The organism is Sphingomonas gellani (assembly GCF_900110035.1).
Lineage (GTDB): Bacteria > Pseudomonadota > Alphaproteobacteria > Sphingomonadales > Sphingomonadaceae > Sphingomonas > Sphingomonas gellani.
Genome location: NZ_FOCF01000005.1, coordinates 233,653 through 247,078 on the forward strand (window position 1 = coordinate 233,653; position 13,426 = coordinate 247,078).

Sequence of the window (13,426 nt, forward strand, 5' to 3'; positions counted from 1 at the left end):
CGGTAGCGGTCCCGTCGGGCGGCTGAGCGAGTCCTATCGCCACCCCTTTCCCTACGCAAACGCTTTGTAAGTAGCTTTCGACGTATCTGTGCCGGCTTTTAGATTTATTTCTGTCACATTCAGGTACACGAACGTAGCGAAATGCCCATGGCCACCAAACCCACGCCCCTCGCCCTGCTGCTCGCGCTGTCCTCGCCCATCCCCGTCGCGGCGCAATCGGACGCACCTGCGGCGCCGATGACAGCAGTATCCGGGCAGCAGATACCCTATGCCGATGTCGCCGACCTGGTGCTGGCGAGTCCCGTCATCGCGGACGCGGTCATCCGCTCGACTACCCGGATCAAGGGTGCGGAGGCGGCCGGGGTGCCCGAAGGCCACGCCAGGCTGTATGTAGAGGCGGATCTGACCGCGTTGATCCGTGGTGCCGGCGGCATCCCGCCCCGCATCGGCTATGTGCTGGATGTCGCACCGGACGCGGCCGGTCGCCTGCCCAAGCTGAAGAAGGAGCGGGTTCTGGTTTTCGCCCGGCAGGTCGCCGGCGGAGACGGGGCGCAGCTGCAGTTGGTTGCGCCGGACGCCCAGCGAACGTGGTCGCCCGCGCTCGACGCCACTGCCCGCGCGATCAGCCGGGAGGCGTTGGCGTCTGACACGCCGCCCCGCATCACGGGGGTCGGGCACGCCTTCCATGTTCCCGGCTCCCTGCCCGGCGAGGGCGAGACGCAGTTGTTCCTGACCACGGCCGATGGTCGCCCGGTGTCGATCAGCGTGCTGCGTCGGCCGGGCGAGCGGCCGCGCTGGGCGGTGGCGCTGTCCGAGATCGTCGACGAGGCGGCAGCTCCGCCCCGTCCGGCGACATTGCTGTGGTACCGGCTAGCCTGTGCGCTGCCCGCCACCCTGCCTGACCGCAGCACCGCCGACCTGACGGCCGAAGATGCGGCGGCCGCGCAGGAGGATTACCGATTCGTTCTGTCCGCGCTGGGCCCGTGCGGCCGCACCAGGGCCGCCGATGTAGTCAGCGCCGGTGCCGCACCAGCGTGATGCCAATCGATTCGCCGGCCTCCGCGATGGCAAGCTTCACGATCTTGACGCGCACACGGCGAACTCGCGTATCGCCGAGGAACAGCGTTTCGCAGATATGGTCGCCGAGCGCCTCGATCAGCGTGAAATGCACGCCAGGCGGCAGCGCCTCCGTGGCCGCCCGCTTCAGGTCGAGATAGTTCTTCGACGCGGACAAGGGGGTGTCCGGCTCGAACCGGGGCGGGCAGTCAAGGTCGACCGTCAGCGAAATCCTGAGCGGCTGGGGCAGGTGCGTTTCTTCCGAGTAGATGCCGGTCAGCACCTGGACCTCGATATCGTGCACTTCGAGCTGAAGGCTGTCGTCCATCGCGCGCCTGTAGCATGTCGCACACGGTGCGAAAGGCCTGTCGCCGGCTAGCCCGATGCGGGGCCCGCCCATCCCGTTGCGTTCGCGTCGCGAAGCGATAAAGCGCCCGCCCCGGGCACCTCTCCTTTCAGCGCCCATCAGGAATGCCTCGCGATATGAACGCCTCTCCCCCGGTTGCCGGCATTGCCATCGAACTGTTGCCCATCGGAAGCGTCCCGGCGGAACAGGTCGAGGCACTGCTGGACCGCGCCTTTGGGCCGGAGCGTCATGCGCGTACGGCGTATAAGGTGCGCGGAGATGCGATCGCCCTGCCGCAGCTCAGCTTCGCGGCGATCGACGGCGGTATGCTGATCGGGACCATCCAGTGCTGGCCGGTCTCACTGAGAGGTGACGATGGCGCGACCACTCCCCTGGTGATGGTCGGTCCGGTCGCGGTGGCACCGGACAGGCAGGGCAGCGGGATCGGCCGCTTGCTGATTCACCGCGCGCTCGACGCGGCGCAGGACGCGGGTCTCAGCCATGCGCTGATGCTGATCGGTGACCCGGAATATTACGGACGCTTCTTCGGCTTCGCGGCGACGGCGACCGGTGACTGGCGGCTGCCCGGGCCGGTGGAGCGGCACCGCCTTCTCGCGCGTGGCGACGGCATCCCCGCAGTGGCGGGTGATCTGGGGCCGGCGGATCGACCGGCGCGCACGGGCTGACCACTGGACTGGCGGAGGCCCAGGACCTACCTCGCCCATATGCCGATGCCGCCGCCGCCCGAATTGTCCGCGCTGAGCCTGGCGGAGATCGCCCGCTGGTCGGCAGACTCGAAACTGCCGCCGGTCGACAGCTGGAACCCCGATCATTGCTGCGACAGCGAGATGCGTATCGCGCGCGACGGCACCTGGTTTCATCAGGGTAGCCCGATCACTCGTCCGGAGATGGTGCGCCTGTTCGCCACCGTCCTGCGCCGGGAAGCGGATGGCAGCCACGTGCTGGTCACACCGGTGGAGAAGCTGGCGATCGTGGTCGAGGACGCGCCGTTCGTGGCCGTGGAGTTGAAGGCGGAGGGCGATGGCGCGGATGCGCAGCTGGCGTTTCGCATCAACACCGGCGATCTGGTCGTCGCAGGCCCCGACCGGCCGCTGCACCTGATCGACGCAACCGACGGCCCGCGTCCTTATCTACGGGTGCGCGGACAGCTGGACGCCCTGATCGCCCGCCCCGTCTTCTACGAGCTGGTCGAGCGCGCGGTGACGTCGCCGGATGGCCGAACGGGCGTTTGGAGCGACGGCGCCTTTTTCGCGCTGGAGGCAGGATGACCCTGGCCGATCGGCTCGCGGCATCGTTATCCGCCTCCCCTTCTTCCGAAACGATGTTTCTTGCGGGCGACGATGGCCTGTTGTCGGACGCGTTGATCCAGCTTGTCCCGGCGGCCGTTCTGATCGCCGTCATCGACCGCGTGGAGCCGGGCGTGATCCTGACCGAACGCGCCGCGACCCTGCGGCACCATGCCGGACAGATAGCCTTTCCCGGCGGGCGCATTGATCCCGGCGACGAAAGCCCCGTCGCGGCGGCACTGCGCGAGGCGGACGAGGAGATCGCCCTGCCCCCCGAAGCGGTACGCGTGGCAGGCGTGACGGACCGGTATCGCACCGGCACCGGCTTTGACATCACGCCCGTGGTAGCCGTGGTGCCACCCGGCCTGCCCTTGCGACCCAGCGAGGCGGAGGTGGCGAGCGTGTTCGAGGTCCCTTTGCGCCATCTGCTCGACCCCGCCAATCACCGCCCGGCGCATGCGATGTGGAAGGGGCGTGAGCGGCACTTCCACGAGATACAGTGGCAGGACCGGCGCATCTGGGGCGCGACAGCGGGGATCATCGTCAATCTGTCACGGCGGCTGGCATGGGCGTGACCATAGCGCCTGATCGTTGGGATGCCTTTGCTGGACTGGCCGACCTGGCCATGGTGCTCGGGGCGGACGCGGGACAGGCCCGCTATGTGGGCGGCGCGGTGCGCGACACGCTGCTCGGCATTCCGGTCGCTGATGTGGACATCGCCACCTCTCATGCGCCGGAAGCGGTGATCGCCAAGCTGCGCGATGCCGGGATTAAGGCGGTGCCCACCGGCCTGGCGCATGGCACGGTCACCGCGGTGCTCGCGTCCGGGCAACCGGTGGAGGTGACGACGCTGCGCCGCGACGTGTCCACCGACGGTCGCCATGCGCTGGTCGCGTTCACCGACGACTGGCGCGAGGATGCCGCGCGCCGCGACTTCACAATGAACGCGCTGTATGCCGATCCCGCGACGGGCGCGATCAGCGATTTCTTCGGCGGGCTGGCGGACCTGGCGGCGCGACGTGTGCGCTTCATCGGCGACCCGCTACAGCGGATTGCGGAGGATCATCTGCGCATCCTGCGTTTCTTCCGCTTCCATGCGCGCTTTGGTGACGCGATCGATGCGGACGGCCTGAACGCCTGTGTGGCGCGATCCCGTGACCTGATGGCGTTGTCGCGGGAGCGTATCGCCGGGGAGATGCTCAAGCTGCTGGTGACCTCGAACGCTGTCGAGGTCGTCGGCCTTATGGTGGAACGCGGCATCTTGCTGTCCGTCCTGCCCGAGATTGACGGGGAGGGCTGTGCGCGGCTCGCGTCTCTGGCGCTCAGGGAGGCGGCGGCCGGCATAGCCCCCGACGCGATCCGCCGCCTCGCCGCGCTGCTTCCCCCCGAAGCGTCGGAGGGCGTCGGCGCGCGACTGAAGCTGTCGAACGCGGATCGGAAGCGGCTGATCGGCGCGACGGCGGGCACGGGTGACGAGGGGCCGCGCGGGCTCGCCTATCGCGTGGGTGCGGCGCAAGCCGTCGACCGCCTGCTCATCACAGGGCAGGACCCATCAACGGTGGTCGGCTGGTCCCCACCCAGGCTGCCGGTAAGCGGCGGCGCTTTGGTCGCGCGGGGTCTGGAGAAAGGGCCGGTCGTCGCGCAAGCCTTGCGCGAGGTGGAGCGACACTGGGTCGCTGAGGGCTTTCCCGACGCGGCGCGGGTCGATCAGCTTGCCGACGTGGTGGCTGCGTCATTCCTCAATAGCAGCAGCGCCAGCGCGTCCTCGACCTCCAGCGGGCGTCCATAATAATAGCCCTGCCCCAAATCGCATCCCATCGCGGCCAGCGTCTGGGCCAGTTCCACCGTCTCGATCCCCTCCGCCACCGTTCGCTTGCCCAGCGCCTGGGCGAGGCTCAGCACCGCGCGCACGATCGCGATCTTGTCGCGGTCGGCCAGCATGCCGGTGACGAAGCTGCGATCCATCTTGAGAATGTCGATCGGCAGTTTCTGGAGATAGGCGAGGTTGGAATAGCCGGTGCCGAAATCGTCCAGCGCCAGCGTGGCGCCCAGCTCCCTCAACGACCACATGGCCCCGGCGATCCGGTCGGGATCGGTGACAAGGGCGCTTTCGGTCAGCTCCAACGTCAGCCGATCGCCCGAGATGCCCGCCGCGGTCAGCGCCTCGGCGACGGCGTCCGGTACGGCGTCCCGTTGCAGCTGGATCGCGGACAGGTTGACCGCCATGCGCGCGCCGCAATGGCCGCCCGTCACCGCATCCCACTGTGCAAGAGTCTGCGCCGCCTCGTCCAGCGCCCATCGGCCAAGCGGCACGATCAGCCCCGACTCCTCGGCGACGGGAATGAACTGCCCGGGCTCCACCGCCCGCCCATCGTCATCCGTCCAGCGGGCGAGCGATTCGAAGCCGACCAGATGGCCGGTCACCAGATCGTGGATGGGCTGGTAGCTGAGCCGAAGCTGCCGGTCCTCGATGGCGCGGCGCAGCGCGGTCTCCATGCCGAACTGCTCGCGCGCGATGGCGAATGCCTGGGGTTGATAGGTTTCGGTGGCGCCGGTCGCCTTTGCCCGCTTTACCGCGAATTGGGCGTGACGGATCAATTCCTCGACGTCGCCGGCACAATCCGTACCCAGCGCGATGCCGATCGAGCATTCCACGCCGATCTCGTAATCGGTCAGTCGGAAGGGCGTCGCCAATGCGCGGTGGATTCGCTGCGCGACCTGGTGGGCGTCCTCCGGCCCATCGTCGATGGTCATCAGGATGCCGAACTCGTCCCCGCCGATCCGGGCCAGCGTGTCGCGCGCGCGCAGGGCTCCGCGGAGCCGGCGCGCCACGGTGATGAGCAGCTCGTCCCCGGCCAGCGAGCCGAGACAGGCGTTGAACCGCCCGAATCGCGACAGGTCCACCACCAGCACGGCATGATGCGGATGATCCTGCGCCGCTTGTTCGATCAGGTCGGAAAAAGCCTCCCGATTCGGCAAACCGGTCAGGCTGTCGGTGGTCATCTCCCGCCGGAGGCTGCGTTCGGTCTGATGCTGGCTGGTCTGATCGAGCAGCGTCACGACGCATCGATTCGCGTCGGCCGCAGAAGCGCGGGCGATCGTCACCCGGTAATGCCGCCGTTCGAACGACTCGCCCTGTTCCCACTCGAAGTCGCGCCGCACCTCGTCGGAGCGAAGAAAGGCGTCGATTTGCGCCGCGCTGGCCACCAGGAACGGCGACGTCTCACCCTCGCCCAGCCTAGCCTGACGGAACGCCGCGTTGACGTCGTCCAGCCGGAAACCCTCACCGACACGCACTACATGCGCCGCCGGAACGGACACCAACTGGAGCCCCGCCTCGATCGGGTCGGGCGCAGCAGGCTGGAACAGGATGGACGCGAGTAAGCCCATGACCCGTCCCGCCTAACGCAGGAAGGTTAAGACCCGCTGAAACTCAACTGTCTGCGAACCGGTTGTTTCGCGGGAAACCCGTGGGCGGCATCCGCCCCGCCGCGCCGCGCGCCGCGCGCCATGGTCCCAGGTCCGCCTCCGACCGCGTCCGCCCGGTTTCCCCACCCATCGGCCAACTAAGGCCGTCGGCATAGCGGAACGTGACCGCGTCCGACAGGCCGCCGTCCCGGTACCGCTGGACCTGCAACCCCTGCCCTCGACCCATCTCCACCAGCTCGTTGAGCGGGAACACCAGCATCTTGCGGTTGTCGCCGATCACGGCGACGTAATCGTCACCGACCGCGATGGCGCGCGCCACCTTCAGCACGGCGCCGGTGCGCGGCGTCAGCACCGTCTTGCCCTTGCGCGTTTCCGCCATGACCTCCGCGACATTGGCGACGAAGCCGCGCCCGTCCGATGCCACGACCAGCAGCTTGGCCGCGCGGGACGCGGGAAGCAGGGTGACGATGCCGGCGTTGCCGTCCAGGTCCACCATGGCGCGCACCGGCTCGCCAAAGCCGCGTCCGCCCGGCAGCTTGTCCGCGGCGAGCGTGTAGAACCGCCCGTTCTCCGCCGCCATCAACAGCTTGTCCGTGGTCTGCGCATGAAAGGCGAAGGCCGGGCCGTCACCCTCCTTGAACTTCAGCGTCTCGGCGGAGGCGAGTTCGACATGCCCCTTCATGGCGCGGATCCATCCGCGTTTGGACAGGATCACGGTGATCGGCTCCCGCTCGATCATCGCCTCCAGCGGGATTTCGCGCGCGGGCGCCGCTTCTTCCACCCCGGTCCGCCGCCGGCCAAGTTCCGTGTCGGCGCCGTAGCGGTCGCGGACGCGCGTCAGGTCCCGCTTCATGCGCGTCCGCTGCCGCGCCTCGGACCCCAGCAGCTGCGTCAGATCGGCCTGTTCCTTGTCCAGCTTGGCACGCTCGCCCCGGATCTCGAATTCCTCCAGCCGGCGCAGCGATCGCAGCCGCATGTTCAGGATCGCCTCCGCCTGCCGGTCGGTCAGGCTGAACTCTTCAATCATCACCGCCTTCGGCTCATCCTCCGTTCGGATGATCTCGATCACCCGGTCGAGGTTGAGGTAAGCGACCAGATAGCCGTCGAGCAGTTCGATGCGATCGGCGATCTTGGCCAGCCGATGCTCGGTCCGGCGGCGCAGCACCACGAACTGATGCTCCACCCATGCGAACAACGCCTCGCGCAGCGACATGACGCGCGGGGTGCGATCCTTGTCCAGGACGTTGAGGTTCAGCCCGATGCGCGTTTCGAGATCGGTCAGCCGGAACAGGCCGTCCATCATCACGCCCGCATCCACCGTGCGGGCGCGTGGCTCCAGCACGATGCGCACCGCCGCGTCCGACTCGTCGCGCACGTCCGCCAGGATCGGCAGCTTCCGATCGTTGATAAGGCCGGCGATCTGCTCGATCAGCTTGCCCTTCTGGATGCCGTAAGGGATTTCGGTGACGACAGCCTGCCAGCCGCCGCCCTTTTCCTTCTCCACCGTCCAGCGCGCGCGGACGCGGAAGCTGCCGCGCCCGGTCGCGTAGCTTTCGCGGATCACGGCCGCCGGATCGACCACCAGGCCGCCAGTCGGAAAGTCGGGTCCCTTCACATGATCGAGCGGATCGGCGGCGGGGTCGTCGATCAGCGCGATCGCCGCGTCGAGCAGCTCGGCCGCGTTGTGCGGCGGGATGCTGGTCGCCATGCCGACCGCGATGCCGCTGGCGCCGTTCGCCAACAGGTTCGGGAACAGGCCCGGGAACAGCTCCGGCTCCTGTTCTTCGCCATTATAGGTCGGGCGGTACGCGACCGCATCCTCGTCCAGCCCGTCCATAAGGTCGATGGCGACCGTGGTCAGGCGCGCCTCCGTGTAGCGGTAGGCGGCGGCGTTATCGCCGTCGATGTTGCCGAAATTGCCCTGCCCGTCGACCAGCGGATACCGCAGCGCGAAATCCTGGGCCAGGCGTACCATGGCGTCGTACACCGACTGGTCGCCATGCGGGTGGTACTTGCCGATCACGTCGCCGACCACGCGCGCGCACTTCTTGTACCCCGATGCCGGATCCAATCGCAGCAGGCGCATCGCCCATAACAGGCGGCGATGAACCGGCTTCAGCCCGTCGCGTACGTCCGGCAGCGACCGCGCGGTGATCGTCGACAGCGCGTACACCAGATAGCGTTCCGACAAGGCGGAATCGAAGGGCGCATCGACGATCGCGTCGAACGGATCGGAAAGGTCTGTAGCCATTGCAGCCACGAATAGCAGCGGATCGCGCCTTAGGCGAGTTCCGCCTCTGTTCCGTCATCGGGAACGGGTTCAGGAACGCCGATGTTCCGCCACCGCACGCTGCAACAAGGCGCGGTGCTGGCGTCCCGTCTCCGCCCAGTCATAGCGTTCGGCATAGCGACGCGTGGCGACACGATCGGGCAAATTGCCGAGAAGCGTCTGCAGCGCCGACCGGATCGCCTCGTCCGACCGGTCCGCGGCCAGCACCCCCGCCTCCGGTACGCGCACCACGTCGGGGGAGCCCCAGACCGGGGTAGCCACCAGCGGGGTGCCGCAGGCGATGCTTTCCAGCAGCACGTTGGCGATGCCCTCCCGATCCGAACACAGCACGGTGACGTCCGAACCGCCGTACAGGTCGGGCAAGTCGGCCTGGTCGACATGGCCGAGGAAGCGGACGCGATCGGCGACGCCTTGGCTCTGGGCGAGTTGCCGCAACGCTCCCTCGCAAGGGCCGTCGCCGGCGATCACCAGCCGTACCCCCGGCATCTCCGCAATCGCGCGGATCGCAAAATCGTGTCCTTTGCGCTCGATCAAATGCCCGACCGACAACACAGTCGGCCCGTCGAAGCCCTGCCGCGCCCGAGTGGCCGAGCGGTTCACCGGCGGGACGAACAGCTCCAGATCGACGCCGTGCTCCACGACATGCAACTTCTCCGGCGGGGCGCCCATCTCCGCCAGGGCATCGACCAACGCGCCGCAGACGGCCGTGGTCGCCGAAGACTGCCGCACGGCATCCAGAATCATGGCGCGGCTGGGCGCCCAATGCGGGATCAGGCTGACGTCGGTACCCAGCGCCGACATGACCAGCGGCCGGTCGAACCGTTTCGCGAGCCACGCCGCCGCAACCCCGTCCGGGTATAGATAATATGCGTCGATCACGTCGAAATCGAACGTGCGGCGCAGCCGCCTGAGCGGGCCGTACAGCGATGCCGCCATCAGCATCGGCCCGATCGTCTGCCCGACCTTGGGCACCACGGGGTAGCGCGGATGCTCGATCTGCAACCCGCGTCGGTTCTCCCGGGCAGCGACCCGCGCCATCTCGCCGTACCGGCCCCAGCGCTCACCGGCGAAGGGGAACCACGGCACCGGCGCGATCACGCGTGCCTCGTCCGCCGGGCTCAGGGTGTGGGCCAGGCGATGCTCGATGAAGATCCCGTGGCGCCGCTGGACCGCATTGGGGAACAGGCTGGACAGGACGAGGACCTTCATGCCGCCCCCTTACCCACCATCCGGTAAAGGTAAGGTTCCCGTCGCGGTGCCTCCGCGCCTCAGCCCGGTTGGGTGGCCGGCTTTGCACCGGGTACGGTCCCGGGCACGGGCACCAGTTCGTACATGTCCAGCGCTGCGCCCTGCCCGGCCCTGTCCATGATCAGGCGCCAGCGAAACGGCGCAACCCGCTCCACGATGCCGACCTGATCGGCGGAAGCATCCTGCCCATAGGTACCGCCACCGCCGCGCACGCCGGCGGTCCGCATCGTGCCCAGAAACACCTGTCGCCTGTCGCCATCGGGATGCAGATAGCCTTGCGGCAGGTTGGACCCGGTCTGCTTGGTGAAGGACAGCCCCTTCGGCCCGATATCGACATAGCAGAAGTCGGGCGCGAACGCCTGAAAGCGGCCTCGACCGCCGAAGCGCAGCAACCGGCAGTAATAGGAGCCGGGCGGCAGTTGCGGCATCTGCTGCGCAGCGTCGGTGTCGACCAGCGGCCCTTCCGCACGCATCCGCCCCGCCAGATGCGCGGGTACACCGGCGCGCGCCTGCGCCAGGCGTCCGGGCAGCGCCTCGATTCGCGCGATGTCGGCGGGCGTGGCGATCGTCTGCCAAGTCGGCGTCTGGCCCGCGTGCGCCAGCTCGACGACCGCCGCCGGCTTGGCCGACACGACCGCTTGATGCGATGCGCACCCCGGAAGGGCGAGCGCGAGCATCGCCGATAAAGCGAGGCCGCGGATGGTCATGTCGATCTCCAAATGCCGGCGGCCTTCAGCAAGGGCCCAATCCGTTAACGAATGGTGCACTTCGGAGATTAACGAATGGTAAACGCGTGCACTGATCGAGGTGCCGTGGGCACGGCAGCCACGATTGCACCCCCCTGCCCCATGGCCTATAGGCCGCCGCCAGCCGGGCCCCGGCAACGCGACGGTCAGTCGCGCTCGACGGGGCCGCACCGTTTCCAGGGGACTCCGCCGATGGCTCGCCGCCGCCAGATCTATGAGGGCAAGGCCAAGATCCTGTACGAGGGTCCCGAGCCAGGCACCCTGATCCAGTATTTCAAGGATGACGCCACCGCCTTCAATGCCCAGAAAAAGGGCACGATCAACGGCAAGGGCGTGCTGAACAACCGGATCTCCGAGCACATCTACACGCTGCTCGGCACAATCGGCGTGCCGACCCACTTTATCCGCCGGCTGAACATGCGCGAACAGCTGATCCGTCAGGTGGAGATCGTGCCGGTGGAGGTGATGGTCCGCAACATCGCGGCCGGCAGCCTGTCCAAGCGGCTGGGCATCGAAGAGGGGACGCAGCTTCCTCGCACGATCATCGAATACGCCTACAAGTCTGACGAGCTCGGCGATCCGATGATCACGGACGAGCACATCGCCGCATTCGGCTGGGCGACGCAGGAGGAGATGCACGACATCGCCGACCTGGCGATCCGCGTGAACGACTTCCTGACCGGCCTTTTCGCCGGCGTCGGCATCCGTCTGGTCGACTTCAAGCTCGAATTCGGTCGCATTTGGGACAATGATTACGGCCGCATCATCCTGGCCGACGAGATCAGCCCCGACTGCTGCCGGCTGTGGGACATGGAATCCAACGAAAAGCTCGACAAGGACCGGTTCCGCCGCGACCTGGGCGGCGAGGTGGAAGCCTATCAGGAGGTGGCGCGTCGCCTCGGCCTGCTGCCGGAGGGTGGCGAGACTGCGGTGCTGGACATGGACGAACACCGCAAGAAGCGCGGCCGCTGATCCTTGTGCGCCCGTGTCCGGACGATCAGGTCCGGACGCGGTAGCCGCAGATGATGCCGAACAGGAAGGTGGTGAACAGCGCCAGCTGGACATGCCCCGCGGGATCGTCCCAGCCGACGAACTGATTGCCGAACGCGAACAACGCGATGAACATGATCATGGCCAGACCCGCCATGGCACTTCCTTTCCGACGCCGCCGGTCACCCGTTCGGCAGGTCCCGCATCGTCGTCGGCGCGGGTGAACATCGCCTTCCGCCCGATGGTAAAGCCGATGCAAACCTTGCCCGCGGACCGGCTGGGCGGCATAGCGGCGCGCGTCACAGCCGGGACAGACACCACGCCATGAAGCTTCGTATCTTTGTCACGCTCAAGCCGGGGGTCCTCGACCCGCAGGGCCGCGCGATCCACCACGCCTTGGGCTCGCTCGGCTTCGCAGGGGTGGACGATGTTCGCGCCGGCAAACTGATCGAGATGCAGGTCGCCGATGACACCGACGACGCGGCGATCGACGCGATGTGTCGCCAGCTTCTCGCCAACACGGTGATCGAGAATTACCGGGTGGAACGGGCGTGAAGACCGCCGTTATCGTCTTTCCGGGCTCCAATTGCGACCGCGACCTCGCTGTGGCGCTGGAGGACGTGACCGGCACCCGCCCGGACATGGTGTGGCATGGCGACTCGGCGTTGCCCGACGGCGTTGGCCTGGTCGCAGTGCCCGGTGGCTTCTCCTATGGCGATTATCTCCGCTCCGGCGCGATCGCGGCGCGGTCGCCGGTCATGCGCGCGGTCGTCGAACAGGCGAACCGCGGCCTGCCCGTGCTGGGCGTGTGCAATGGTTTCCAGGTCCTGACGGAGGCCGGGCTGTTGCCGGGGGCTCTGATGCGCAATGCCGGGCTGAACTTCGTCTGCCGGGACGTGCCGCTGGTGGTGCAGAACAGCCAGACGGCCTTCACCAGCCGTTATGAGGCAGGCGAGACGATCAGCGTCCCCGTGGCGCACCATGACGGCAATTACTTCGCGGATGACGCCACGCTCGACCGGCTGGAGGGCGAAGGGCGGGTCGCATTCCGCTACGGCGAAGAGGTCAACGGTTCGGCCCGGCGCATTGCCGGCATCGTCAGCGCGTCCGGGAACGTGCTGGGCATGATGCCCCATCCGGAGCGTCGCGTCGAATCCGCGCATGGTGGCTCCGACGGCCGGCGCCTGTTCGAAGGATTGCTGGAGGCGGTCGGCGCCTGATCCGGCCGCGCGTCGGGGTCACACCCGCGTGCGGAATGGCGAGAAGTCGGTGTGACGGTCGTACACGTCGATGCCCTCCCGCCGCTTCAGGAATCCGACTACCAGATAAGTGACCGGCGTCAGCACCACCTCCCAAGCGACCTTCAGGACGAACTGGCTCAGCATCACGGCGCCCAGCGCCCCGGTCGGCCAGTCGGGCAGGCTGTAAAAGGCGAGCGGATAGAATAACAGGCTGTCCGCCCCCTCCCCCACGATGGTGGAGCCGATCGTGCGGGTCCACAGCCAGCGCCCGTCCGTCCACAGCTTCATCTTGGCGAGCACCAGCGAGTTCAGGAAGTCGCCGGCCCAGAACGCGACCAGCGATGCGCCGATGATGCGCCAGCCGGCCCCGAACACCCGCTCGTACGCCGGTTGTCCGTTCCACCCCGGCGCGACCGGCAGGTGCACGACCGTCCATTCCATGATCGCCATGAACGCCAATCCGGCGAAGCCGGCCCAGATCACGCGTCGCGCACGGGCATAGCCATAGACCTCCGTCAGCACGTCATCGATGACATAAGCAATCGGGAAGAACAGGATCCCCGCGCCGAACGGCCAGGTCCCGATGCCGGGAAGGGTGATGACCGACCGCTTCTCCGCCCCCACGACGTTGGACAGCAGCAGCACGACGACGAACGCCGCCATCACGAAGTCGTAATAGCGCAACTCGCCGCCGCGCACCGCTCCTGCCTCCACTTTACGCGGCGCGTCGGGCGTCGTCTGGTCCTTGTCCATGCCCCATGGTCATGATGCCG

The 13,426-nt window shown here is 67.7% G+C and carries 15 protein-coding genes; 8 read left to right on the forward strand and 7 right to left on the reverse strand.

Annotated elements, in window-relative coordinates:
• The first annotated feature begins 147 nt into the window (after positions 1 to 147).
• Positions 148 to 1,038, forward strand: coding sequence for a hypothetical protein (locus tag BMX37_RS11510; RefSeq protein ID WP_093665886.1), 891 nt, complete (start codon positions 148 to 150; stop codon positions 1,036 to 1,038).
• Here the strand turns inward: BMX37_RS11510 and BMX37_RS11515 are convergent.
• Entirely contained in the window at positions 1,013 to 1,384 is a 372-nt protein-coding gene (locus BMX37_RS11515) for a dihydroneopterin aldolase (RefSeq protein ID WP_093665887.1), read from the reverse strand. The two genes, BMX37_RS11510 and BMX37_RS11515, sit on opposite strands and share 26 nt — an antisense overlap.
• A gap of 155 nt (positions 1,385 to 1,539) precedes the next feature.
• Between BMX37_RS11515 and BMX37_RS11520 the strand changes: the two genes are divergently transcribed.
• Genes BMX37_RS11520 through BMX37_RS11535 form a run of 4 tightly spaced genes read left to right on the forward strand, consistent with a single transcriptional unit; the run spans position 1,540 to position 4,498 of the window.
• Positions 1,540 to 2,088, forward strand: coding sequence for a GNAT family N-acetyltransferase (locus BMX37_RS11520; protein ID WP_093665888.1), 549 nt, complete (start codon positions 1,540 to 1,542; stop codon positions 2,086 to 2,088).
• Between the two features lie 39 nt (positions 2,089 to 2,127).
• Complete coding sequence (locus BMX37_RS11525; RefSeq protein ID WP_093665889.1) at positions 2,128 to 2,691, forward strand: DUF1285 domain-containing protein; 564 nt, start codon at positions 2,128 to 2,130, stop codon at positions 2,689 to 2,691.
• The gene (locus tag BMX37_RS11530; RefSeq protein ID WP_093665890.1) at positions 2,688 to 3,284 is read left to right on the forward strand and encodes a CoA pyrophosphatase; all 597 of its coding nucleotides are present in this window, start codon (positions 2,688 to 2,690) and stop codon (positions 3,282 to 3,284) included. The genes BMX37_RS11525 and BMX37_RS11530 overlap by 4 nt, the downstream gene beginning before the upstream one ends.
• On the forward strand, positions 3,275 to 4,498 hold the full coding sequence (locus BMX37_RS11535; protein ID WP_093665891.1) for a CCA tRNA nucleotidyltransferase: 1,224 nt from the start codon (positions 3,275 to 3,277) through the stop codon (positions 4,496 to 4,498). The genes BMX37_RS11530 and BMX37_RS11535 overlap by 10 nt, the downstream gene beginning before the upstream one ends.
• Here BMX37_RS11535 and BMX37_RS11540 read toward each other — a convergent pair.
• The 4 genes from BMX37_RS11540 to BMX37_RS11555 form a co-directional block, all read right to left on the reverse strand.
• On the reverse strand, positions 4,417 to 6,099 hold the full coding sequence (locus tag BMX37_RS11540) for a putative bifunctional diguanylate cyclase/phosphodiesterase (protein ID WP_093665892.1): 1,683 nt from the start codon (positions 6,097 to 6,099) through the stop codon (positions 4,417 to 4,419). The genes BMX37_RS11535 and BMX37_RS11540 overlap by 82 nt on opposite strands.
• Before the next feature lie 43 nt (positions 6,100 to 6,142).
• A complete protein-coding gene (parC, locus tag BMX37_RS11545) occupies positions 6,143 to 8,389 on the reverse strand; it encodes a DNA topoisomerase IV subunit A (RefSeq protein ID WP_093665893.1) in 2,247 nt (748 codons plus the stop codon).
• A gap of 69 nt (positions 8,390 to 8,458) precedes the next feature.
• Entirely contained in the window at positions 8,459 to 9,637 is a 1,179-nt protein-coding gene (locus BMX37_RS11550) for a glycosyltransferase (RefSeq protein ID WP_093665894.1), read from the reverse strand.
• A 59-nt stretch (positions 9,638 to 9,696) separates the two neighbouring features.
• Positions 9,697 to 10,383: a DUF4893 domain-containing protein gene (locus tag BMX37_RS11555; protein WP_139198080.1), complete on the reverse strand. Its 687-nt coding sequence runs from the start codon at positions 10,381 to 10,383 to the stop codon at positions 9,697 to 9,699.
• A 231-nt stretch (positions 10,384 to 10,614) separates the two neighbouring features.
• Here BMX37_RS11555 and purC point away from each other — a divergent pair, with 231 nt between their 5' ends.
• A complete protein-coding gene (gene purC / locus BMX37_RS11560) occupies positions 10,615 to 11,394 on the forward strand; it encodes a phosphoribosylaminoimidazolesuccinocarboxamide synthase (RefSeq protein ID WP_093665896.1) in 780 nt (259 codons plus the stop codon).
• Positions 11,395 to 11,419: 25 nt separating this feature from the next.
• Here purC and BMX37_RS18825 read toward each other — a convergent pair whose 3' ends face one another.
• Positions 11,420 to 11,569 (reverse strand): hypothetical protein, encoded by a 150-nt coding sequence (locus BMX37_RS18825; RefSeq protein WP_170841947.1) that lies wholly within the window; start codon positions 11,567 to 11,569, stop codon positions 11,420 to 11,422.
• Between the two features lie 167 nt (positions 11,570 to 11,736).
• On the opposite strand from BMX37_RS18825, the gene purS reads away from it, so the two are divergent.
• Together purS and purQ are read left to right on the forward strand one after the other, a co-directional pair.
• Positions 11,737 to 11,967 carry a phosphoribosylformylglycinamidine synthase subunit PurS gene (gene purS / locus BMX37_RS11565; protein ID WP_093665897.1) on the forward strand — a complete coding sequence of 77 codons (231 nt, stop codon included), beginning with the start codon at positions 11,737 to 11,739 and terminating at the stop codon, positions 11,965 to 11,967.
• Entirely contained in the window at positions 11,964 to 12,632 is a 669-nt protein-coding gene (gene purQ / locus BMX37_RS11570; RefSeq protein ID WP_093665898.1) for a phosphoribosylformylglycinamidine synthase subunit PurQ, read from the forward strand. The genes purS and purQ overlap by 4 nt, the downstream gene beginning before the upstream one ends.
• 18 nt (positions 12,633 to 12,650) lie before the next feature.
• Here purQ and BMX37_RS11575 read toward each other — a convergent pair whose 3' ends face one another.
• Positions 12,651 to 13,406, reverse strand: coding sequence for a queuosine precursor transporter (locus BMX37_RS11575; protein ID WP_093665899.1), 756 nt, complete (start codon positions 13,404 to 13,406; stop codon positions 12,651 to 12,653).
• Positions 13,407 to 13,426: the final 20 nt, after the last annotated feature.

What these genes read in the sequence shown, in the direction of transcription:
- BMX37_RS11510 (WP_093665886.1), top strand. Translation starts at nt 148, where the DNA reads ATGGCCACCAAACCCACGCCCCTCGCCCTGCTGCTCGCGCTGTCCTCG.
- BMX37_RS11515 (WP_093665887.1), bottom strand. Translation starts at nt 1,384, where the DNA reads ATGGACGACAGCCTTCAGCTCGAAGTGCACGATATCGAGGTCCAGGTG.
- BMX37_RS11520 (WP_093665888.1), top strand. Translation starts at nt 1,540, where the DNA reads ATGAACGCCTCTCCCCCGGTTGCCGGCATTGCCATCGAACTGTTGCCC.
- BMX37_RS11525 (WP_093665889.1), top strand. Translation starts at nt 2,128, where the DNA reads ATGCCGATGCCGCCGCCGCCCGAATTGTCCGCGCTGAGCCTGGCGGAG.
- BMX37_RS11530 (WP_093665890.1), top strand. Translation starts at nt 2,688, where the DNA reads ATGACCCTGGCCGATCGGCTCGCGGCATCGTTATCCGCCTCCCCTTCT.
- BMX37_RS11535 (WP_093665891.1), top strand. Translation starts at nt 3,275, where the DNA reads ATGGGCGTGACCATAGCGCCTGATCGTTGGGATGCCTTTGCTGGACTG.
- BMX37_RS11540 (WP_093665892.1), bottom strand. Translation starts at nt 6,099, where the DNA reads ATGGGCTTACTCGCGTCCATCCTGTTCCAGCCTGCTGCGCCCGACCCG.
- parC (WP_093665893.1), bottom strand. Translation starts at nt 8,389, where the DNA reads ATGGCTACAGACCTTTCCGATCCGTTCGACGCGATCGTCGATGCGCCC.
- BMX37_RS11550 (WP_093665894.1), bottom strand. Translation starts at nt 9,637, where the DNA reads ATGAAGGTCCTCGTCCTGTCCAGCCTGTTCCCCAATGCGGTCCAGCGG.
- BMX37_RS11555 (WP_139198080.1), bottom strand. Translation starts at nt 10,383, where the DNA reads ATGACCATCCGCGGCCTCGCTTTATCGGCGATGCTCGCGCTCGCCCTT.
- purC (WP_093665896.1), top strand. Translation starts at nt 10,615, where the DNA reads ATGGCTCGCCGCCGCCAGATCTATGAGGGCAAGGCCAAGATCCTGTAC.
- BMX37_RS18825 (WP_170841947.1), bottom strand. Translation starts at nt 11,569, where the DNA reads ATGGCGGGTCTGGCCATGATCATGTTCATCGCGTTGTTCGCGTTCGGC.
- purS (WP_093665897.1), top strand. Translation starts at nt 11,737, where the DNA reads ATGAAGCTTCGTATCTTTGTCACGCTCAAGCCGGGGGTCCTCGACCCG.
- BMX37_RS11575 (WP_093665899.1), bottom strand. Translation starts at nt 13,406, where the DNA reads ATGGACAAGGACCAGACGACGCCCGACGCGCCGCGTAAAGTGGAGGCA.